Source organism: Klebsiella sp. PL-2018 (assembly GCF_019048985.1).
GTDB classification, from domain to species: domain Bacteria; phylum Pseudomonadota; class Gammaproteobacteria; order Enterobacterales; family Enterobacteriaceae; genus Klebsiella; species Klebsiella michiganensis.
The window spans coordinates 1,776,674-1,796,331 of the sequence record NZ_CP077673.1 but is presented as its reverse complement, the minus strand read 5'-3'; the positions used below and the strand labels follow the sequence as shown (position 1 = coordinate 1,796,331).

The 19,658-nt window shown below is 55.0% G+C and carries 22 protein-coding genes; 14 read left to right on the top strand and 8 right to left on the bottom strand.

What is annotated here, in order from left to right:
• The first annotated feature begins 16 nt into the window (after positions 1–16).
• Together MKleb_RS08340 and MKleb_RS08335 are read left to right on the top strand one after the other, a co-directional pair.
• The gene (locus MKleb_RS08340; RefSeq protein WP_025108122.1) at positions 17–235 is read left to right on the top strand and encodes a hypothetical protein; all 219 of its coding nucleotides are present in this window, start codon (positions 17–19) and stop codon (positions 233–235) included.
• Positions 236–293: 58 nt separating this feature from the next.
• On the top strand, positions 294–848 hold the full coding sequence (locus MKleb_RS08335; RefSeq protein WP_004849021.1) for a LuxR C-terminal-related transcriptional regulator: 555 nt from the start codon (positions 294–296) through the stop codon (positions 846–848).
• Positions 849–942: 94 nt separating this feature from the next.
• Here MKleb_RS08335 and MKleb_RS08330 read toward each other — a convergent pair whose 3' ends face one another.
• Positions 943–1,674 carry a MerR family transcriptional regulator gene (locus tag MKleb_RS08330; protein WP_014228475.1) on the bottom strand — a complete coding sequence of 244 codons (732 nt, stop codon included), beginning with the start codon at positions 1,672–1,674 and terminating at the stop codon, positions 943–945.
• A 190-nt stretch (positions 1,675–1,864) separates the two neighbouring features.
• Complete coding sequence (locus tag MKleb_RS08325) at positions 1,865–3,088, bottom strand: diguanylate phosphodiesterase (RefSeq protein WP_025108123.1); 1,224 nt, start codon at positions 3,086–3,088, stop codon at positions 1,865–1,867.
• 335 nt (positions 3,089–3,423) lie between these two features.
• Between MKleb_RS08325 and ycgZ the strand changes: the two genes are divergently transcribed.
• From ycgZ to MKleb_RS08310, 3 genes are all read left to right on the top strand, one after another.
• Entirely contained in the window at positions 3,424–3,666 is a 243-nt protein-coding gene (gene ycgZ / locus MKleb_RS08320) for a regulatory protein YcgZ (RefSeq protein ID WP_004849015.1), read from the top strand.
• A 121-nt stretch (positions 3,667–3,787) separates the two neighbouring features.
• Positions 3,788–4,111 (top strand): hypothetical protein, encoded by a 324-nt coding sequence (locus MKleb_RS08315; RefSeq protein WP_025108124.1) that lies wholly within the window; start codon positions 3,788–3,790, stop codon positions 4,109–4,111.
• A gap of 54 nt (positions 4,112–4,165) precedes the next feature.
• On the top strand, positions 4,166–4,432 hold the full coding sequence (locus MKleb_RS08310) for a biofilm development regulator YmgB/AriR family protein (protein ID WP_004849010.1): 267 nt from the start codon (positions 4,166–4,168) through the stop codon (positions 4,430–4,432).
• A 243-nt stretch (positions 4,433–4,675) separates the two neighbouring features.
• Here MKleb_RS08310 and MKleb_RS08305 read toward each other — a convergent pair whose 3' ends face one another.
• Positions 4,676–6,145 (bottom strand): MocR-like pyridoxine biosynthesis transcription factor PdxR, encoded by a 1,470-nt coding sequence (locus MKleb_RS08305; protein ID WP_025108125.1) that lies wholly within the window; start codon positions 6,143–6,145, stop codon positions 4,676–4,678.
• 133 nt (positions 6,146–6,278) lie between these two features.
• Between MKleb_RS08305 and MKleb_RS08300 the strand changes: the two genes are divergently transcribed.
• On the top strand, positions 6,279–6,755 hold the full coding sequence (locus tag MKleb_RS08300) for a GNAT family N-acetyltransferase (RefSeq protein WP_025108126.1): 477 nt from the start codon (positions 6,279–6,281) through the stop codon (positions 6,753–6,755).
• A 58-nt stretch (positions 6,756–6,813) separates the two neighbouring features.
• Here MKleb_RS08300 and pgl read toward each other — a convergent pair whose 3' ends face one another.
• Entirely contained in the window at positions 6,814–7,809 is a 996-nt protein-coding gene (pgl, locus tag MKleb_RS08295) for a 6-phosphogluconolactonase (RefSeq protein ID WP_014228470.1), read from the bottom strand.
• A gap of 221 nt (positions 7,810–8,030) precedes the next feature.
• Here pgl and MKleb_RS08290 point away from each other — a divergent pair, with 221 nt between their 5' ends.
• Positions 8,031–8,849, top strand: a complete 819-nt coding sequence (locus MKleb_RS08290; protein WP_025108127.1) for a pyridoxal phosphatase — start codon at positions 8,031–8,033, stop codon at positions 8,847–8,849.
• Here MKleb_RS08290 and modC read toward each other — a convergent pair whose 3' ends face one another.
• The 4 genes from modC to MKleb_RS08270 form a co-directional block, all read right to left on the bottom strand.
• Positions 8,850–9,908: a molybdenum ABC transporter ATP-binding protein ModC gene (gene modC / locus MKleb_RS08285; RefSeq protein WP_014228468.1), complete on the bottom strand. Its 1,059-nt coding sequence runs from the start codon at positions 9,906–9,908 to the stop codon at positions 8,850–8,852.
• A gap of 2 nt (positions 9,909–9,910) precedes the next feature.
• Complete coding sequence (modB, locus tag MKleb_RS08280) at positions 9,911–10,600, bottom strand: molybdate ABC transporter permease subunit (RefSeq protein ID WP_004848997.1); 690 nt, start codon at positions 10,598–10,600, stop codon at positions 9,911–9,913.
• The gene (gene modA, locus MKleb_RS08275; protein ID WP_025108128.1) at positions 10,600–11,373 is read right to left on the bottom strand and encodes a molybdate ABC transporter substrate-binding protein; all 774 of its coding nucleotides are present in this window, start codon (positions 11,371–11,373) and stop codon (positions 10,600–10,602) included. Before modA ends, modB begins: the two co-directional genes overlap by 1 nt.
• 145 nt (positions 11,374–11,518) lie before the next feature.
• Positions 11,519–11,668 (bottom strand): AcrZ family multidrug efflux pump-associated protein, encoded by a 150-nt coding sequence (locus tag MKleb_RS08270; protein ID WP_004848993.1) that lies wholly within the window; start codon positions 11,666–11,668, stop codon positions 11,519–11,521.
• A gap of 153 nt (positions 11,669–11,821) precedes the next feature.
• Between MKleb_RS08270 and modE the strand changes: the two genes are divergently transcribed.
• The 7 genes from modE to gpmA all read left to right on the top strand — a co-directional run bounded on the left by modE (position 11,822) and on the right by gpmA (position 19,628).
• Positions 11,822–12,610, top strand: a complete 789-nt coding sequence (gene modE / locus MKleb_RS08265; RefSeq protein ID WP_004848991.1) for a molybdenum-dependent transcriptional regulator — start codon at positions 11,822–11,824, stop codon at positions 12,608–12,610.
• Positions 12,611–12,677: 67 nt separating this feature from the next.
• Positions 12,678–14,147 (top strand): molybdate ABC transporter ATP-binding protein ModF, encoded by a 1,470-nt coding sequence (gene modF, locus MKleb_RS08260; RefSeq protein WP_025108129.1) that lies wholly within the window; start codon positions 12,678–12,680, stop codon positions 14,145–14,147.
• A gap of 211 nt (positions 14,148–14,358) precedes the next feature.
• Positions 14,359–15,375, top strand: a complete 1,017-nt coding sequence (galE, locus tag MKleb_RS08255) for a UDP-glucose 4-epimerase GalE (RefSeq protein ID WP_004130603.1) — start codon at positions 14,359–14,361, stop codon at positions 15,373–15,375.
• A gap of 9 nt (positions 15,376–15,384) precedes the next feature.
• Positions 15,385–16,431 carry a galactose-1-phosphate uridylyltransferase gene (gene galT, locus MKleb_RS08250; protein ID WP_217076568.1) on the top strand — a complete coding sequence of 349 codons (1,047 nt, stop codon included), beginning with the start codon at positions 15,385–15,387 and terminating at the stop codon, positions 16,429–16,431.
• Between the two features lie 2 nt (positions 16,432–16,433).
• Positions 16,434–17,582 (top strand): galactokinase, encoded by a 1,149-nt coding sequence (gene galK / locus MKleb_RS08245; RefSeq protein WP_004848984.1) that lies wholly within the window; start codon positions 16,434–16,436, stop codon positions 17,580–17,582.
• Positions 17,576–18,619 carry a galactose-1-epimerase gene (gene galM / locus MKleb_RS08240; RefSeq protein ID WP_025108130.1) on the top strand — a complete coding sequence of 348 codons (1,044 nt, stop codon included), beginning with the start codon at positions 17,576–17,578 and terminating at the stop codon, positions 18,617–18,619. Before galK ends, galM begins: the two co-directional genes overlap by 7 nt.
• 256 nt (positions 18,620–18,875) lie before the next feature.
• The gene (gene gpmA / locus MKleb_RS08235; protein ID WP_004100351.1) at positions 18,876–19,628 is read left to right on the top strand and encodes a 2,3-diphosphoglycerate-dependent phosphoglycerate mutase; all 753 of its coding nucleotides are present in this window, start codon (positions 18,876–18,878) and stop codon (positions 19,626–19,628) included.
• Positions 19,629–19,658: the final 30 nt, after the last annotated feature.

Sequence of the window (19,658 nt, the reverse complement as noted above, 5' to 3'; positions counted from 1 at the left end):
TAACCCGAGATATACCATGCAGATTAAAAATACTATTCCTGCAGAGTTTATTTCTAACTCTGCTTTGCTGAAAAATATCGAACACATGGTGCAGACCCAAACGGAGAGCGAAGCCGTTAGCCATGAGCGTTTAATCGTTGAGGTTCAGCGGCGCCTGAATCTCGAGAAAAATGAAATACTCGCCGATTTATATATGCAAACGCTGCATGTGCTACGTGGTAAAAACCATCACTAAGCATGATATGTGATTTGTTAAATTAAGCCATTATTAACACTTCTACCTCGGAGGACAAATGAATAACGACAAGCAAGGTCACTTTTTTAATCATTACGATCTTTGGATTAACAATAACCTTCTTCGTCAAGGATTACAGCTTGTACTCGATTCATTATCACCAGGCTGTTTTCATGGAAAATATGTCTTTTTCACCAGCGATAACTATTATGCGGTGCTTAATCATCATTACGATCGCAAAAGAGTTCGTTTTGTCCTGCTCACCGACGGTAATGATTTGAACTTCCTGAGCGAAATACCAATGTACAGAATCCCGGCGCGCTCAACGCCCGCTGAGATAAAATCGTTTATTCTCCGCCCCACCTTGTTCGGTAAGAAGCCTGACCGGGAATCTGAAAGTATCGTTTTTACCAATCGCGAAAAAGAAGTGATTCGCCTGATGAACGATGGTGAAGCGATGGCAAATATAGGGAAGTCGCTGAATTTACATATTAAAACAATTTATCAAATTCGCCTGACCTTAATCAAAAAGCTCGGCTGCTCGGGTCGGACAGATTTTTTTAATATTAGCCGCAGCGAAACGTTTAAAGCCTGGACCCAGCTCAATTTCTGATAATTTACCTGCCAGCGCATGTTGCCATGCTTCAGGAAGACAAGCGGCGGAATAACATCTCTAAAAATGTTCCGCTGCTAACCCTCTAAGACGCTTACTCTCCGTGAAACTCAATGGTGAAGCCCTGGCTTTGCCAGTGGCTAAGTAATTCTGCCTGCAAGGGGGTCAGCGCGCGGCCGGTCCAGACAAAAATGTGCTGACCAGGAAACAGTTCCGGGCGAGGAGAATCCAGCGGCTCCGCCAGCACGTTGACGTGCCAGGCGCGCTGCGATAAACGCCACGCTTCCAGCCACAGACGGGTACGGTCTTCATTACCCCACCCCACCAACAGCGTCTCTTTCCCCACCTTTTTGCGCGATTCAGCAAGAATGGACGCTACGCAATCAATCAGGATACCGTCCAGCATACTGATAATCGCCATGGAGGTGTTCGGATCGAGATTGAGCTTACTGCGGACGGGGACAAAGAGCCGGTCAATCAGTTTATCTACGGGATATTCATGGCTGAGGGACATGATGCGGGTGCGTAATTTTGAGGGCTGGACGCCTCGCAGAAGCGTCATCATCTCTTCCTGGAGCAGGACGGCAGCGTCTTGCGTTTCAGGTTGATGGCCTTCCAGAAGCGCCTTAACCTTGCCCACGGAGACCCCGCGATCGATCCAGCGTTTGATTTCCTCAATGCGCTGAACGTCCTCCTCGTCAAACTGGCGGTGTCCTCCCTCGCTTCTCTGCGGCTTTAGCAAACCATATCTTCGCTGCCATGCACGCAAAGTCACGGGGTTGATTCCGCAACGTTCGGCAACTTCACCGATGCTGTAATATGCCATTAGCGCCCTCTAACCTGATAATACTTTACCGACTAAATTAACGAATTTAGCCTGGTTGTACAATTAACTTTTCTTGTACAGCTAAAATAAACAGGTCGGGCGCCGATATACTGGGCAAAAAAACAGGGCTTATTTTACCGTTATACACCGCTTTTTTAACCGACACGCTGCGCTGAGCCGGGGTCAAAATTTAAAGAAGCTCACACGCTATTTTTTTCTCTGGCCATGCTACCGGCGGAATGCCTCCCAGACACGGACTGGCAAATAAATTTCCCTGGAAATGCGTAATCCCCGCTGACTCCAGCCACATCCACTCCTCCGCCTGCTCGATACCCACCGCAGAAATGGCGATTTCCAGGGAATGACAGCATTTAATAATCGCCTGAACGATTGCCTGTTTTGGGCCGTGCTTATGGATATCTTTGACCAGTTGGCGATTAATCTTGATGCGGTCCGGCTGAAACTGAGCCAGCAGCAACAGCCCGGCAAACCCGGCGCCAAAATGATCGATAGCCACGCGAATTCCCGCAGACTTGAGCTTACGCACGGAATCGGTGAATTCATCAAGACGGGAAATGGCTTCGCTTTCGGTAAATTCCACAATAATTTGCTCAGGGATCAAACCGCTGGCTTCAATTTCCGCTAACAGAAATTCGACAGCGTTGGGAACATTCACCAGCGTCATGGGCAGCAGATTAATCGACAACGTGCGTCCACGGAGGTGCAAAAGTCCCGCCATGGCGAAGGCAATGCGCTTGCTGTGGAGATCCGTCCAGTAGATTTCCTCTCGCGAAAGTCCGTCAAAATAGACCGCTGGCGAATCACCGGAAGTCGTGCGCAGCAGCGCTTCGTAGGAGACGACCTCTTTGGCAAACGGATCGATGACCGGCTGAAAAGCAAAGCTGCATTCGGCCTCTTGCAGCGGAGTTTCAGGGTAGCAGGCAGCGTCTTCTATCACAAACTCCCAGCTTTCAGCCTCAGGAATTTCGTAATAGTTTTCCTTTTCCGTGGCTTCGACGAAGGTACGGAAAAAATGGAGCGCTCTGTCGTCATAGGTGAGCTGATATTTTGTGGTCCCTTTATCCAGCACAGCCTGCAGCACTTCATCGCGGTCAAACTCTCGTAAATCAAAGAGTTCCATGCCAATTTTACCAAAGCGCCGCATCGGTCCATGATCCCTGAGCAGCTCCACGAGGTTATGGTGCCGCGGGTCTGCGCAGATAAGACGGTAAATTTCCTCAACCTTCTCTTCAGGTCCTTCTAATAGCTGAAAAAAGTGGGTGCCGTTAAAAAGCAGAATACCCGACACGTTTTCCTGACTATTTTTGACATTTGCTTCAGCAACCATGCTTTCGAGCGATTTAATTGACACGTTGTCGCAGATATGGCTGCGATAAATAATGGTAGTGAGCATGAAGTTTCCGACAGAAGAGATGAAAGCTAATAAGATATTACAGTAGCAGGTCTACCCGCATAAGTCCTGTAAAAGCGCCCGAATCATTAACAAATAAATCACATTAACACCCTCTTTTCGCTGGCGTTCTTGCCTTCCTGTATACCTGTACAATTCGTACATCTCCACTCGATGTTTACCTTAAGATTTGTATAATTTTAAAACCATATAAATCAATATGTTATAAAAAACATTAAGAAAATTAACATATTTTTTCCATTTCCTATGTACAAGTTGATAAACATTGTATAACTTTAATCGCAACTTCACTGATAATTGAACTTACAGGAGCACATATGCAGCAGAACGGTTACATTCCTGACACGGCTAACGCTATTGCCCACTACTTCAATAAAGCGTCGTTACCTTCGCAGCAGGAGACGTTAGGGCAGATTGTAATGGATATCCTTAATGAAGGACGCAATCTGAATCGCAAATCCCTGTGTACGAAACTGCTGGGTCGCCTTGAAGTGGCTTCAGAACCTGAAGAAGAAAACCATTATCAAACGTTGATTGGTCTCTTGTTTGAGCATCAGTGATAAAAGTGGCTTCAGCTATCTGGTGATTTAAGTCGTTACTGAATGAGGAAATATAAGGGATGGGCCAGTATCTGACACGGATTACCGGCTTGCTACTAAATTCCCAGTCAAGGAGATGACAATGATCAGAGATACCGTTATGAATCGCAATGATTATGATCCACTAACCGATTTATTGATTGGAGAGGCTGTCCTCTCTCTACTCAAAAATAAGGGGCCTATTAGTAAACAAGCACTGATCGGGAAACTCCAGGCCATGCAGGCTGGGGAACAGGATAAAAAACGGCGGAATGCACTTGGGCGTATTATCGATGAAATCAGTAATATGGTAGCTCGCCGTGGAAAAAACAATACCGTGGGTACTTCAGGCGCTAAGCATAATTGGGATGAGCCGAATTCGTTATTAGGTTCTCCTCAGCAGCCAGGTACGAATAAAATACACTGACCACTACTGGTCTAATGTTTAACTTACAAAGTAGAGAATATGATGAGACAGACTATGCATCAGCAACCGGATATTTACGCAGGCCTGAACGATACCGCACTCTCTGAATATTTCCGCAACGCAGGCGACAGACTGATCGATGAATCAGCGGTGATGTCGCTGGCTATCAGCAGCATCCTTGAGTCTGAGGGTCACCTCAGCAACAAGGCGATTATTTTGTGGTTAATTACGGCGCTGGAAACCACCAGCGATGTCGTAACTGCAGACGTAATCCGCAAAACCCTGGAAATCGTCGTCAGCTACACCATGGATGATATCTGATTTATTAACCGGCTGTAATTAAACAGGGAAGTCACATATCGCTAAGCGAATGGTTATATTATTACAGAAGCTGTGGATATACGTTAAATCCAGGCGCGGTATCTCTCTTTTTAAAACTCTGCCCCTGTTGTCAGATGAATAATCAGGACGGGGCAGGTTTTCCAAAAAGATAATCATTGTCTGCAATATAATCCGGCAATGAATGCCATTAATCCCCTGCAAAATATTTCCCGTATTGCTGAGCTAAAACATCGCAGCCAGGCGGCGAATTCCCTCGGTCAAAACCGCTGGGGGATGGTTTGCAAAACCGAATAGAACTCCTTCGCGCGACATCGGCCGCTGACAATAGCGCTCAAACGTCTGCACGCCGAAACCTGGCTGGCGCGCCTTAGCGACGACCTCTTCTGCCTTTAAACCCGCTGATAGCCAGCAGACTATGTGAATACCCGAATCCGTTGGATGTACGACCATGCGCCCGGCAAAGTAGCGTGCAATCGCCGCCTCCAGCGCGCTTTTACGCTCAAAACAGGCTTTGCGAATACGACGGACGTGGCTGGCATAGTGCCCCTCGCTGATGAAACGGGCCAGGACGGCCTGTTCGAGATATCCACTACAGAGATCGGTGTAATATTTCGTCATGGCAAACTGTTCACGCAAATGCTCGGGGACCACTAAAAAGCCCAGCCGGAACTCCGGATACATCATCTTAGAAAATGTGCCCGCGTAGATGACGCGCTGATGATTATCTAACCCCTGCAACGCCTGCAGAGAGCGGGCGGCATAGCGGAATTCGCTATTGTAATCGTCTTCAAATATCCACGCCCGATGGGCTTCCGCCCATTCCAGTAAGGCGAGCCTTCTGGGCAGGCTAAGCGTTCCACTGAGCGGGAACTGGTGCGACGGCGCGGTATAGACCAGCTTAGCTTGCGGGTAATGGCGAATGCCATCCTGAATATCCATGCCCTCCTCGTCAACCCGAACGGGCCGGACCACCGCTCCCCTGGCGGCGAATGCGCCGCGGGCGCCGTTGTATCCGGGATCGTCGAGCCAGACTTCATCGCCCTTTTCCAGTAAAGCCTGAGCGGTGATGGAAAGCGCTTGCTGAATACCGTTGACAATGATCACCCGATCTTCGTGGCAATTGACGCCGCGCGTCGCCTGAATATAGCGACTAATCGCCTGGCGTAGAGGTTGATATCCATAGGGCGTGGCGTGCGCTCCCAGCTCACGACGCGATTGCCGCCAGACGCGCCCCAGCAGCCGCCCCCATAAAGCATGAGGGAAGAGATCGGTACAGCCGATACCGACGGCAAAAACCTGACGCATTTCGCCGCTGTCCTCTCTTTCTGACCATGATGAAACCAGTGCGGCGACATCAGGATTAAGCGGCCCTGCGGCGGCTATTGCCGTTTCGGGCGGCGTCGACGCGTCATACTCGCTAATGAGGTTATCCGGGATATGCTCGCAGACAAAGGTGCCCGCCCCCTTGCGCGTGACCAGGTACCCCTCATCCATCAGGCGGTCAAAACCGGCAATAACCGAGTTTCGCGAGATCGCCATCATCTCAGCCAGCGCCCGGCTGGAGGGGATTTTTGAACCCGCCGACAATCGGCCATCCAGAATCGCCTGACGCAGGGCGTGGTAGACCTGATCTTTAATCACGCCGCGGGCTAATAACAGTTCCTGAAACAGAGGGGCAATGGGTTTTGGCATGAGCGGCAGCGGGCATCGACGGCATAAAAGTGGATCCTATAAATATACAGAAAGTGTCACTTTTTAGGAACCAGAACAGCACCTACCATAGCGCCAGGTCAAATCACCCGGTTGATAAAAATAAGGAACAGCCATGAATAGCAACAAAACCGACGTTAACCTCGCGCAGGTAACCCTCCACCCCGCGGCTGAAAGCGACTTTGCCCAGTGGCTGCCGCTGTGGAAAAGCTACCAGACGTTTTATCGCGTCGACATCCCGGAAAGCATCACGCAGCTCACCTGGAAGCGCTTTTTCCATCCCGCCGAACCGATGTTCTGCGCAGTGGCAAAACAGGAAGGCAGGATAGTGGGTTTCGTGCATTATCTCTTCCACCGCTCCACCTGGGCCGAAAGCGACTACTGCTATCTGGAGGACCTCTTCGTTGACCCGGCCGTTCGCGGTCAGCATATCGGCAAACAGCTGATTGAGTATGTTCAGCTGCAGGCGCGCAAACGTCACGCAGCCAGCCTGTACTGGCACACGCATGAGACCAACCTTCGGGGGCAGCGTCTGTATAACTGGGTCGCGGAGAAAAGCGGCATGATTGAGTATCGTATGCGGGTGAAGTAGCCCCTGCGCAGGCGTAAAAAAACCTCGCCGCGGCGAGGTTTCGTCACTGACAGAGAACTTAGCGAGCGTTGACCACGACCCACATCGGGCCCTGGCCTACGGCATAGCGCCCTTTTTCCTGGAGCAGCCCCTGCTCGCCTTTGATTTCATACACCGCGATATGATGCGATTTCTGACCGGCGGCGATCAGATATTTGCCGCTATGATCGAGGTTAAAGCCGCGCGGCTGGGTCTCGGTATTCTGATAGCCTTCGATGGACAGCACGCTGCCGTCTTCCGAGACGCTGAAGATAGTGATAATGCTGGCGGTACGATCGCAGGCGTAGAGATGACGGCCATCCGGGGTCAGATGGATATCCGCCGCCCAGCGCACGCCGGCAAAATCAGGCGGCATCATGTCCAGCGTCTGCACGCATTCAATTTTTCCGTACGGATCTTTCAGCTCCCAGACGTCAACGGAGCTGTTCAGTTCGTTGACGCAGTAGCCGTATTGCTGATTCGGATGGAACACCATGTGACGCGGGCCCGCGCCTTCAACGGTGGTCACTTCAGCCGGCTCCTGCTCTGCGAGGAAACCGTCGTCGCTCAGGGTAAACAGGCAGATACGATCCTGCTTCAGCGCCGGTACCCACAGGGTGCGATTATCGGGAGAGATATTTGCCGAGTGGCAGCCTTCCAGACCTTCAACCACCGCCACCGCTTCTCGCGGCAGGCCGTCCACCAGCGGCGTAACGCTCACGCAGCCCGCGTTATAGGAAGCGCTGAACACAAAGCGCCCCTGACGATCGGTAGAAATATGCGTTGGGCTACCCGGCAGCGCGGCTTCGCCGGCGAAAGTCAGGGCGCCATTATCGGGCGCAATGCGGTAGGCCAGTACGCGAAACTCCGGACGCACGCCGACGTAGAGAAACTCTTTGTTCGGGCTCACCACCATCGGCTGCACCTGGCCCGGGGCATCAACAACCTGCACCAGGGTCAGTTTCCCCTCAAGATCCAGATCCCAGACGTGAATCTGCTGGCTTTCCGGGCTGGCGGTATAAACGGTTTGTTTCATGAATACTCCTTCCTCACTGCACGTGGAAATTTCATTTTTCAGACTAACGACACCCTGAAAAACACAATATGCATACACAACGCTCTTCAGGTTGCCTCCTGGCAGCCTGAAAGATCAAGTGTATCGGCTCTTTAGCGGTAGATGCTGAAAAGTTTGCCGGAATGGCACAGCGGTGTACCATCATAGCCTGCTAACTTTTCATCATTAACCGGAAACAACCCATGACCTCACGCGTGATTGCCCTCGATTTAGACGGCACGCTCTTAACCGGCAAAAAGACCATCCTCCCCGCCTCGCTCGATGCGCTGGCTCGCGCCAAAGACGCGGGATATCAGATCATCGTCGTCACCGGCCGACATCACGTCGCTATCCATCCTTTTTATCAGGCGCTGGCGCTGGATACACCTGCAATTTGCTGCAATGGCACTTATTTGTATGATTATCATGCAAAAAAGGTGCTTGAATCCGACCCGATGCCGGTAGATAAAGCCCTGAGCCTGACGGAAATGCTGAACGAGCATGATATTCACGGCCTGATGTACGTCGATGACGCCATGCTGTACGAGCAGCCGACCGGGCACGTTATCCGCACCGCCAGCTGGGCGCAATCGCTCCCCGTCGAGCAGCGTCCGGTATTCACTCAGGTCGATTCTCTGGCGCAGGCGGCCCGCAAAGTTAACGCCGTGTGGAAATTCGCCCTGACCGATGAAGATACCGCCAAACTGCAGCGCTTTGCCCAACACGTTGGCCAGACGCTGGGTCTGGAGTGCGAATGGTCGTGGCACGATCAGGTGGATATTGCCCGGGAAGGCAACAGCAAAGGTAAACGCCTGGCGCAGTGGGTCGCGTCGCAGGGCCTGTCGATGCAGGATGTTATCGCCTTCGGCGACAACTATAACGACCTCAGCATGCTGGAAGCCGCCGGTACCGGCGTGGCGATGGGCAACGCGGTGGAAGAGGTCAAAGCGCGCGCCAACGTGGTGATCGGTGAAAACGAAACCACCAGCATCGCCGACTACATCTATCGCCACCTGCTGTAATCAGGCGGCTATCGACACGCTTTTTATCTGCGCATACAGCCGCTGGCCCGGGGTCACCCCCAGCTCATCGCGAGCCCAGGGGCTGATGCGCGCCCACAGGGTACGGCCGCTTATCTCCAGCCTGACCTCAACCTGCCCATGACTTTCAATACACTGCATGACCTGCGCGGGTAAAATATTGCGGATGCTGGTTTGCTGAGCGGGCTGCAGTACCAGAGAAACGTCCGAGGCCTGAATGCGGATCCGCGCGCTTTCGCCCTGCGGCCTGTCAAGACGGTTAACCCATATCTGCCGATCCCCCAGCGCCAGCGCGGTCATGGCATACTGCGGATGCTGAGCGGCAACGGTCACGTTCAGGATCGTGCTTTGCTGCTCCTGGGGAAGCCAGGGGTGCATCACGCTGCTGCTCCACACCTCTTCCAGACAGCCAAAGGCTTTCACTTTCCCCTCTTCCAGCACCAGCACGTTATCCGCCAGATGCTGGATTTCATCCAGAGAGTGGCTGACGTACAGCATCGGGATCTTGATTTCGCGCGCCAGACGCTGCAGATAGGGCAACAGCTCGCGCTTGCGCGGAATATCCAGCGATGCCAGCGGCTCATCCAGCAGCAGCAGCTCCGGCGCGGTAAGCAGCGCCCGGCCAATCGCCACCCGCTGTTTCTCCCCACCGGAGAGGCCGCCCGGCAGGCGGTCAAGCAGCGGCGCAATGCCGAGCAGCGCCACCAGCTTGTCAAACTGCGCCGCCATAGACTTCGCCATGCCATATTGCAGATTGCCGCGCACTTTATAGTGCGGAAACAGGCGCGCGTCCTGAAAAACGTAGCCAATGCGGCGCTTTTCCGGCGCCAGGCAGATACCTTTATCAACGTCGTTCAGCACTCTGCCGTTGAGGACGATGCGCCCCTGCTGCGGGCGCGTCAGGCCGCTAATGGCGTTAATCAGCGAGGTTTTACCCGCGCCGGAGACGCCGAACACCGCCGTAATGCCGCTGGCGGGAAGCGTCTCGCAAATTTGCAGACAGTGGGTACCCAGCGTCTGGGTAAAATCGAGCTCAAGCATGTTTATTTCCCCATCCGCTGACGGCTGAGGCGGGCCAGCCATTCGGAAATCAGCAGCGATACCAGCGCCAGCGCAATCGAAATCAAGCATAAACGCGCGGCCGCGCCTTCTCCCCCGGGGGTCTGGATCAGGGTATACATGGCCGAAGGGATGGTGCGCGTTTCGCCGGGAATATTGGAAACAAACGTGATGGTGGCGCCGAACTCGCCCAGCGAGCGGGCGAAAGCCAGCACGGTGCCAACGATAATGCCGGGTAGCGTCAACGGTAACGTAATAGTGAAAAACACCCGCCAGCGGCCAGCGCCGAGGGTACGCGCCGCCTGCTCGAGCTTGATGTCCACCCCTTCCAGCGCGAGGCGAATAGCCCGCACCATCAGCGGAAAGGACATCACCGCCGCCGCCAGTACCGCGCCGCGCCAGCTAAACGCAAAGCTCAGACCAAACCAGTCATACAGCCAGCTGCCGATAAAACCGCGTCGCCCCATCGCGATCAGCAAGAGATACCCTACCACCACCGGTGGCAATACCAGCGGCAGGTGGAGAATGCTATCGAGCAGCGCTTTACCGGGAAAATCTCGTCGCACCAGCAGCCAGGAGAAAAAGATGCCAAAAGGCAAGCTCAGTACCACCGCCAGGGAGGAGACTTTCAGGCTCAGCAGTACCGCCTGCCATTCAGGATCGCTTAAGAACATTAGTGGGTAGTAAATCCGTAACGTGTAAAGATGGCGGACGCTTCCGGCCCTTTTAAATAGTCATAAAACGCGCTGACCGTGGCATTTTTATGGCCGTCGACGATTGCCAGCGGATATTCCACTTTCTTATGCGAATCTTCCGGGAAGGTACCGACAACTTTTACCCCCTTGCTGGCGACCGCATCGGAGCCGTAAACGATCCCCAGCGGCGCTTCGCTGCGTTCAACCAGGGCCAGCGCGCCGCGCACGTCTTCTGCCGGCGCCAGCTTCGGCGACAGGGTTTCCCAGGCTCCCAGCTTTTGCAGCGCCTCTTTCGCATAGATGCCAGCAGGCACGTGTTCCGGGTCACCTACGGCCAGGCGGCCGCCTTTCAGCAGGCTGGTCCAGTCGGTTTTATCACTGATGTTTATCTCGCCCTGCGCGCTGGCTTTTGGCGCCACGACAACCAGGCTGTTACCGAGAAGGGTCGCGCGCGAGGCGGTATCAATGCTCTTTTTCTCGACCGCGTAATCCATCCATTTTTGATCGGCGGAGATAAACAGATCCGCCGGCGCCCCCGCTTCAATCTGCCGTGCCAGGGTCGATGAAGAGGCAAATGAAGAAACCACCTCCACGCCCTTCTCTTTTTTATACTCTTTGGCGATATCCTGCATGGCGTTGGTGAGCGATGCCGCGGCAAAAACCGTCACTTTGCCCTCTTCCGCCAGCGCGTGGCCCGCAACGGAGAGCGTTAATGTTGCTCCGGCAAAAAAGCGTAACCATTGACCTGTCATCTGAATCTCCCGTCGGTTCGTTATGTAATAGACAATATAACGATAGCGCCAGGTTTTTCCCAGCGAAAATTAGGGGTAATCAGCGTTCGAAAAATGGAGGGGGGGAAGAAATAAGGACGCCCGGCAGAACCGGGCGCGGGGGAAATCAGTGATTTTGCGGTCTGCTGTCTTTATGACCGGCTCCGGAGAAGAGGTTAAACACTTCGCCCAGCCCGTAAATCAGGCCCAGAATGACCGCCATCACCACAGGGACCATGACTACGGCAAAAACCAGACTTTTCAATAGCTCTAACATGGTTGGCTCCAGAAAGTACGAATAGTTTATTGTAACCAATTCAGCCGGAAAAACACGCCCCATTTGTGCGGTGCCCCGCAGGCCACCGTGAGAGATGCATCTTGCAAGATGACCGCTATCGGTCACAATATCCTTTTTCATCAGGATATGATTATGCAGGCTGAAATTCTTCTTACCCTCAAATTACAGCAGCGCCTGTTCGCCGATCCTCGCCGTATCGCCCTGCTGAAACAGATTGAACAGACCGGCTCGATTAGCCAGGGGGCAAAAAACGCGGGCATTAGCTATAAAAGCGCCTGGGATGCGATTAATGAAATGAATCAGCTCAGCGAGCAGACCCTGGTTGACCGGGCGACCGGTGGCAAAGGCGGCGGCGGCGCGGTCCTCACCCGCTACGGGCAGCGGCTGATTCAGCTCTACGACCTGCTGGCGCAGATTCAGCAGAAAGCATTCGATGTCCTGAGCGATGATGACGCCCTTCCCCTCGACAGCCTGCTGGCTGCCATTTCGCGATTCTCTCTGCAGACCAGCGCGCGCAACCAGTGGTTTGGCACCATTACCGGCCGCGACCATCAGCAGGTCCAGCAGCACGTTGACGTTCTGCTGGCCGACGGCCAAACCCGCTTTAAGGTCGCGATTACCGCCCAAAGCGCCGATCGTCTGGGCCTTGAGGAAGGCCAGGAGGTACTGGTGCTGCTGAAAGCGCCGTGGGTTGGCATTACTCAGGATGCCGCACAGGCGGAACGGGCCGACAACCAGCTGGCCGGACGTATCAACCACATCGAACGCGGGCCGGAACAGTGTGAAGTGCTGATGGCGCTCCCGGATGGGCAGAGCCTTTGCGCCACCCTGCCGGTGGAACAGACGCGCGATCTGGCGGAAGGGGCGGAGGTGATAGCATATTTTAATGCCGATCGCATCATTCTTGCCACGTTGTGCTAACGGCATTGACATTGCGCTCGCGAAGACGTATCCCTGAAACAAATCGCTGCAAAAAGTGGGATACACAATGTCATTGTTGCAAATTTCGCAAGGCACGTTTCGTCTTAGCGATACAAAAACGTTAAATATTGAACACCTCCGCGTGCAGGCTGGCGAGAGCTGGGCTTTCGTCGGCAGCAACGGCAGCGGGAAATCGGCGCTTGCGCGGGCGCTCTCCGGCGAGCTGACCCTGCTAAGCGGGCAGCGTGAGTGCACCTTCTCGCGCATCACCCGTCTCTCTTTTGAGCAGCTGCAAAAGCTGGTCAGCGATGAGTGGCAGCGCAATAACACCGATTTGCTCAGCCCGGGAGAAGAAGACACCGGCCGCACGACGGCGGAAATTATCCAGGATGAGTTTAAAGACCCCTCCCGCTGCGCTCGCCTTGCTGAACAGTTTGCAATTAGCCACCTGCTCGAACGCCGTTTTAAATATCTCTCTACCGGCGAAACGCGCAAGACCCTGCTGTGCCAGGCGCTGATGGGCGATCCCGACCTGCTTATTCTTGATGAGCCGTTCGACGGTCTTGATGTCGCCTCGCGCCAGCAGCTCGCCGGGATGTTGGCCGCGCTGAACGGCGAAGGTATCACCCTGGTGCTGGTCCTCAATCGTTTTGACGAGATCCCGGCGTTCGTTCAGTATGCCGGGGTACTGGCGGACTGCGTGCTGAGCGAAACCGGCGAAAAGCAGGCCCTGCTGCAGCAGGCGCTTATTGCCCAGCTCGCGCACAGCGAAAAGCTTGACGGCATGACGCTGCCGGAGCCGGACGCACCGGCAGCGCGTCTTGCGCTGGACGCCGAAGCGCCGCTCATCGTGCTGAACGACGGCGTGGTTTCGTACAACGATCGTCCGATCATTAACCGCCTGAGCTGGACGGTGAACCCTGGCGAACACTGGCAGATAGTCGGCCCCAACGGCGCCGGTAAATCCACGCTGCTCAGCCTGATCGCCGGCGACCATCCTCAGGGATACAGCAACGACCTGACCCTGTTTGGCCGCCGCCGCGGCAGCGGTGAAACCATCTGGGATATCAAAAAGCATATTGGCTACGTCAGCAGCAGCCTGCACCTTGAATACCGCGTCAGCACCAACGTGCGTAACGTGATTCTCTCCGGCTACTTCGACTCAATCGGCATCTATCAGGCCGTATCTGACAAGCAGCATAAGCTGGTGCAGAACTGGCTGGATATTCTGGGTATCGACAAACGCACCGCCGATGCGCCGTTCCATAGCCTCTCCTGGGGGCAGCAGCGGCTGGCGCTGATCGTCCGCGCCCTGGTCAAACATCCCACTCTGCTGATCCTTGACGAACCGCTGCAGGGGCTGGACCCGCTCAACCGCCAGCTGGTGCGCCGCTTCGTTGATGTGCTGATTGGCGAAGGGGCGACGCAGCTGCTGTTTGTCTCTCATCACGCCGAAGACGCCCCGGACTGTATCACCCACCGACTGGCCTTTGTGAGTAGTGGAGACGGTTACACTTACCAGCTGGATCCGCTGTAAAATTAAGCCTGTACAGGGGTCTGCTGATCCCTGTTTTTTTCAGAATAATAGCTACCAGACATAACATCACCCTGTTTTTAAAACAAAAAAACTCAAATGGGCTGTTTAAAAATTTTAGTGTAAACGATTCCACCAATTTGGCCTGTGTCACACTTTTGGCTTCTTTGGTATGCTATCTTCTTCTCACACGATAAGCCTATTGGAGCGAATCATGAAAGTACTGGTTACAGGTGGTAGCGGTTACATTGGAAGTCACACCTGCGTTCAACTGCTACTGCAGGGACACGAAGTGATTATTCTCGACAATCTCTGCAACAGTAAGCGCAGCGTATTGCCGATCATTGAACGTCTCGGCGGGAAAAGCGCCACCTTTGTCGAAGGCGACATTCGTAACGAAGCGCTGATGACGGAAATTCTCCACGATCACGCCATTGAAGCGGTGATCCATTTCGCCGGCCTGAAAGCCGTCGGAGAATCCGTCGCTAAGCCGCTCGAGTACTACGACAACAACGTAACCGGCACACTGAAACTCGTTTCCGCCATGCGCGCCGCGGGCGTGAAAAACTTTATTTTCAGCTCCTCCGCGACCGTCTACGGCGACCAGCCCAAAATCCCTTACGTCGAAAGCTTCCCGACCGGTACGCCTCAGAGCCCTTACGGTAAAAGCAAGCTGATGGTTGAGCAGATCCTGACCGACCTGCAAAAAGCGCAGCCGGACTGGAGCATCGCGCTGCTGCGCTACTTCAATCCGGTCGGCGCGCATCCGTCGGGCGATATGGGGGAAGATCCGCAGGGTATTCCGAACAACCTGATGCCGTATATCGCGCAGGTCGCGGTTGGCCGTCGTGAATCGCTGGCGGTATTCGGCAACGACTACCCAACCGAAGATGGCACCGGCGTACGCGACTACATTCACGTGATGGACCTGGCAGACGGCCACGTCGCGGCGATGGAAAAACTGGCCGATAAAGCCGGCGTGCATATCTATAACCTTGGCGCAGGCGTCGGCAGCAGCGTGCTCGACGTGGTCAACGCATTTAGCAAAGCCTGCGGCAAACCGATTAACTACCACTTCGCACCGCGCCGCGAAGGCGACCTCCCGGCCTACTGGGCGGACGCTGAAAAGGCCGATCGCGAGCTGAACTGGCGCGTGACGCGCAACCTTGACGAAATGGCGCAGGACACCTGGCACTGGCAGTCCCGTCATCCGCAGGGTTATCCCGACTAAGGAACCTTCATGAGCGTATTTAACCCCGTCGACCATCCACATCGTCGTTATAACCCGTTAACCGGGCAGTGGATTCTGGTTTCTCCGCATCGCGCCAAGCGCCCCTGGCAGGGGGCGCAGGAAACGCCGGCAAAACAGACCTTGCCCGCGCACGACCCGGACTGTTTCCTGTGCCCGGGTAATACCCGCGTCACCGGCGACAAAAACCCGAACTACACCGGTACGTTTGTTTTTACCAATGACTTTGCGGCTTTGATGACCGATACCCCTGACGCCCCGGAAAGCGACGACCCGCTTATGCGCTGTCAGAGCGCCCGCGGTACCAGCCGGGTCATCTGCTTCTCGCCAGACCACAGCAAAACGCTGCCGGAACTGAGCGTAGAGGCGCTGGAAGGCGTGGTTAAAACGTGGCAGGAGCAGACCGCCGACCTCGGGAAAACCTACCCGTGGGTGCAGGTCTTTGAAAATAAAGGCGCGGCAATGGGCTGCTCCAACCCACATCCGCATGGCCAGGTGTGGGCAAACAGCTTTCTGCCTAACGAGGCGGAACGCGAAGATCGTCTGCAAAAAGCGTACTTCACCGAGCACGGCGCGCCGATGCTGGTGGATTACGCGCAGCGCGAATTAGCCGACGGTAGCCGCACCGTCGTCGAGACCGAACACTGGCTCGCGGTGGTCCCTTACTGGGCAGCGTGGCCCTTCGAGACGCTGCTGTTGCCGAAAGCGCACGTACAGCGCCTGACTGATTTAACCGATGACCAGCGCAGCGACCTCGCGCTGGCGCTGAAAAAGCTGACCAGCCGTTACGACAACCTGTTCCAGTGCTCATTCCCCTACTCTATGGGCTGGCACGGCGCGCCGTTTAACGATGAAGAGAATAATCACTGGCAGCTGCACGCGCATTTTTATCCGCCGCTGCTGCGCTCCGCGACGGTGCGTAAATTTATGGTCGGCTATGAAATGCTGGCTGGAACCCAGCGTGACCTGACGGCCGAGCAGGCCGCCGAACGTCTGCGCGCTGTGAGCGACGTCCATTTTCGCGAATCCGGAGTATAACTATGAGTCTGAAAGAGAAAACCCAAGCCCTGTTTGCTGAGAAATTTGGCTATCCGGCCAGCCATGTTATCCAGGCCCCTGGCCGCGTTAACCTGATCGGCGAGCATACCGACTATAACGATGGGTTCGTGCTGCCCTGCGCCATTGATTACCAGACGGTCATCGCCTGTGCGCCGCGCGACGATCGTACCGTGCGGGTGATTGCCGCCGATTACGACAATCAGACCGATGAATTCTCTCTCGACTCGCCGATTACCAGCCACGATACCCAGCAGTGGTCAAACTATGTCCGCGGCGTGGTGAAGCATCTCCAGCAGCGGAATAACGCTTTCGGCGGCGCGGATCTGGTCATCAGCGGCAACGTGCCGCAGGGCGCGGGGTTAAGCTCCTCGGCTTCGCTGGAAGTCGCCGTCGGCACCGTGTTCCAGCAGCTGTACCATCTGCCGCTCGACGGCGCGCAAATCGCGCTGAACGGCCAGGAAGCGGAAAACCAGTTCGTCGGCTGCAACTGCGGCATTATGGACCAGCTGATCTCCGCGCTCGGTAAAAAAGATCACGCGCTGCTGATCGACTGCCGCTCCTTGGGGACCAAAGCGGTCTCGATGCCGAAAGGCGTCGCGGTGGTGATTATTAACAGTAACTTTAAGCGCACTCTGGTCGGCAGCGAATACAACACTCGCCGCGAGCAGTGTGAAACCGGCGCGCGTTTCTTCCAGCAGCCGGCCCTGCGCGACGTCACGTTGCAAGAGTTCAACGCCGTCGCCCACGAGCTTGACCCGGTGGTCGCCAAACGCGTTCGCCACGTGCTGACTGAAAACGCCCGCACCGTAGAAGCCGCAGCGGCGCTGGAAAAAGGCGACCTGCTGCGGATGGGCGAGCTGATGGCGGAATCCCACGCCTCCATGCGCGATGATTTTGAAATCACCGTCCCGCAGATTGATACCCTGGTGGACATCGTCAAGGCGACCATCGGCGATAAAGGCGGCGTTCGCATGACCGGCGGCGGTTTCGGCGGCTGTATCGTCGCCCTGGTGCCGGAAGATCTGGTCGAGACCGTACAGCAGGCCGTTGCCAAAGAGTATGAAGCGAAAACCGGTATCAAAGAGACCTTTTACGTCTGCAAACCGTCGCAGGGAGCTGGACAATGCTAAACCCAACAACGGAGCTGGCGCCGGACGGCCAGCCGTGGAATCTCCTCACCCTGCGTAACGACGCAGGCATGACGGTCACCGTAATGGACTGGGGCGCGACGCTGCTCTCCGCGCGAGTGACGCTGGCCGACGGCAGCGTACGCGAAGCGCTGCTCGGCTGCGCGACCCCTGGCGACTACACGCGCCAGGCCGCCTATCTCGGCGCTTCCGTAGGCCGTTACGCGAACCGTATCGCCAACAGCCACTTTTCCCTTGATGGCCGTAGCGTTAATCTGACGCCCTCCAACGAGGCCGGCCATCAGCTGCACGGCGGTCCTGAAGGTTTTGATAAGCGCCGCTGGCAGATTGTCAGCGCCGACGATCGTCACGCGCTGTTTTCACTCTCCTCCCACGATGGCGATCAGGGGTTCCCCGGCAATCTGACGGCTACGGCGCACTACCGGCTGACCGACGATAATCGCATCTCCATCGAGTATCGCGCCACCGTTGATCAGCCCTGCCCGGTAAACCTGACCAACCACGTCTATTTCAATCTTGATGGCGTGCAGAGCGACGTGCGTAGCCATAAGCTGCAAATCTTTGGCGATGCGTATCTGCCCGTTGAGAGCGACGGTATTCCGGGAGGCGATTTGCAAAACGTCACCCTGACCAGCTTCGATTTCCGCACGCCGAAGATGCTGGCGGACGATTTCCTGCGCGATGAAGACCAGCAAAAGGTTAAAGGTTACGACCACGCCTTTCTGCTCCAGGCGCTGGGCGATGCCAAAAGCCCGGCTGCTCACGTCTGGTCGCAGGACGAAAAGCTGCAGATGACGGTCTATACCTCCGCTCCGGCGCTGCAATTCTACTCCGGCAACTATTTGGCCGGCACGCCGTCGCGCACGGCGCAGCCTTACGCTGACTGGCAAGGTCTGGCTCTGGAGAGCGAGTTCCTGCCGGATTCACCGAACCATCCGGAATGGCCGCAGCCGGACTGCGTACTGCGCCCCGGCGAAGAGTACGTCAGCCTGACGGAATATCAGTTTATTGCGAAATAATCCCCCGCCCTCCTGATGGAGGGCTTTTTTTATCCTTTCGCTGAAAAATACGCCACTTACAGACAAAAACATAACCTCTGTTTTACAAGCACCTTACACTGAGCGACTATTTTCGCTATGGTTAGGGATAAGCATTGCCGTGAGGTAAGTCGCGGCAATATAATGAGAATAGTTATCAATCAATAAATATACACACTACAGATTTCGGGTCGCATCAAGGCGGCGAGAAAGATGACGTGTATTGAGGAGTAAGTGTATGGCTGTAACTAAGCTGGTACTCGTTCGTCACGGCGAAAGCCAATGGAACAACGAAAACCGTTTCACCGGTTGGTATGACGTTGACCTGTCTGAAAAAGGCGTGGGTGAAGCAAAAGCGGCCGGTAAGCTGCTGAAAGAAGAAGGCTTCAGCTTCGACTTTGCTTATACCTCTGTGCTGAAACGTGCCATCCACACCCTGTGGAACGTGCTGGACGAACTGGATCAGGCCTGGCTGCCGGTAGAAAAGTCCTGGAAACTGAACGAGCGTCACTACGGTGCGCTGCAGGGCCTCAACAAAGCGGAAACCGCTGAAAAATACGGTGACGAGCAGGTTAAGCAGTGGCGTCGCGGCTTTGCGGTAACGCCGCCGGAGCTGACCAAAGACGACGAGCGCTACCCGGGTCACGATCCGCGCTATGCAAAACTGACCGACGCTGAGCTGCCTACCACCGAGAGCCTGGCGCTGACCATCGACCGCGTCGTACCGTACTGGAATGAAACCATTCTGCCGCGTCTGAAAAGCGGTGAGCGCGTGATTATCGCCGCTCACGGTAACTCCCTGCGCGCGCTGGTGAAATACCTCGACAACATGGGCGAAGCAGAGATCCTCGAACTGAACATCCCGACCGGCGTACCGCTGGTGTATGAGTTCGACGAGAACTTCAAGCCTATTAAACATTACTATCTGGGTAACGCCGACGAGATTGCCGCGAAAGCCGCTGCCGTAGCGAACCAGGGTAAAGCGAAGTAATTTTCGCGGGATGTAAAAAAAGCGTGGAGC

What these genes read in the sequence shown, in the direction of transcription:
- ycgZ (WP_004849015.1), top strand. Translation starts at nt 3,424, where the DNA reads ATGCAGCAGAACGGTTACATTCCTGACACGGCTAACGCTATTGCCCAC.
- MKleb_RS08270 (WP_004848993.1), bottom strand. Translation starts at nt 11,668, where the DNA reads ATGTTAGAGCTATTGAAAAGTCTGGTTTTTGCCGTAGTCATGGTCCCT.
- MKleb_RS08335 (WP_004849021.1), top strand. Translation starts at nt 294, where the DNA reads ATGAATAACGACAAGCAAGGTCACTTTTTTAATCATTACGATCTTTGG.
- galK (WP_004848984.1), top strand. Translation starts at nt 16,434, where the DNA reads ATGAGTCTGAAAGAGAAAACCCAAGCCCTGTTTGCTGAGAAATTTGGC.
- MKleb_RS08305 (WP_025108125.1), bottom strand. Translation starts at nt 6,145, where the DNA reads ATGCCAAAACCCATTGCCCCTCTGTTTCAGGAACTGTTATTAGCCCGC.
- modF (WP_025108129.1), top strand. Translation starts at nt 12,678, where the DNA reads ATGTCATTGTTGCAAATTTCGCAAGGCACGTTTCGTCTTAGCGATACA.
- modA (WP_025108128.1), bottom strand. Translation starts at nt 11,373, where the DNA reads ATGACAGGTCAATGGTTACGCTTTTTTGCCGGAGCAACATTAACGCTC.
- galM (WP_025108130.1), top strand. Translation starts at nt 17,576, where the DNA reads ATGCTAAACCCAACAACGGAGCTGGCGCCGGACGGCCAGCCGTGGAAT.
- MKleb_RS08330 (WP_014228475.1), bottom strand. Translation starts at nt 1,674, where the DNA reads ATGGCATATTACAGCATCGGTGAAGTTGCCGAACGTTGCGGAATCAAC.
- modB (WP_004848997.1), bottom strand. Translation starts at nt 10,600, where the DNA reads ATGTTCTTAAGCGATCCTGAATGGCAGGCGGTACTGCTGAGCCTGAAA.
- MKleb_RS08340 (WP_025108122.1), top strand. Translation starts at nt 17, where the DNA reads ATGCAGATTAAAAATACTATTCCTGCAGAGTTTATTTCTAACTCTGCT.
- MKleb_RS08325 (WP_025108123.1), bottom strand. Translation starts at nt 3,088, where the DNA reads ATGCTCACTACCATTATTTATCGCAGCCATATCTGCGACAACGTGTCA.
- MKleb_RS08300 (WP_025108126.1), top strand. Translation starts at nt 6,279, where the DNA reads ATGAATAGCAACAAAACCGACGTTAACCTCGCGCAGGTAACCCTCCAC.
- galT (WP_217076568.1), top strand. Translation starts at nt 15,385, where the DNA reads ATGAGCGTATTTAACCCCGTCGACCATCCACATCGTCGTTATAACCCG.
- galE (WP_004130603.1), top strand. Translation starts at nt 14,359, where the DNA reads ATGAAAGTACTGGTTACAGGTGGTAGCGGTTACATTGGAAGTCACACC.
- pgl (WP_014228470.1), bottom strand. Translation starts at nt 7,809, where the DNA reads ATGAAACAAACCGTTTATACCGCCAGCCCGGAAAGCCAGCAGATTCAC.
- modE (WP_004848991.1), top strand. Translation starts at nt 11,822, where the DNA reads ATGCAGGCTGAAATTCTTCTTACCCTCAAATTACAGCAGCGCCTGTTC.
- MKleb_RS08310 (WP_004849010.1), top strand. Translation starts at nt 4,166, where the DNA reads ATGCATCAGCAACCGGATATTTACGCAGGCCTGAACGATACCGCACTC.
- modC (WP_014228468.1), bottom strand. Translation starts at nt 9,908, where the DNA reads ATGCTTGAGCTCGATTTTACCCAGACGCTGGGTACCCACTGTCTGCAA.
- MKleb_RS08290 (WP_025108127.1), top strand. Translation starts at nt 8,031, where the DNA reads ATGACCTCACGCGTGATTGCCCTCGATTTAGACGGCACGCTCTTAACC.
- gpmA (WP_004100351.1), top strand. Translation starts at nt 18,876, where the DNA reads ATGGCTGTAACTAAGCTGGTACTCGTTCGTCACGGCGAAAGCCAATGG.
- MKleb_RS08315 (WP_025108124.1), top strand. Translation starts at nt 3,788, where the DNA reads ATGATCAGAGATACCGTTATGAATCGCAATGATTATGATCCACTAACC.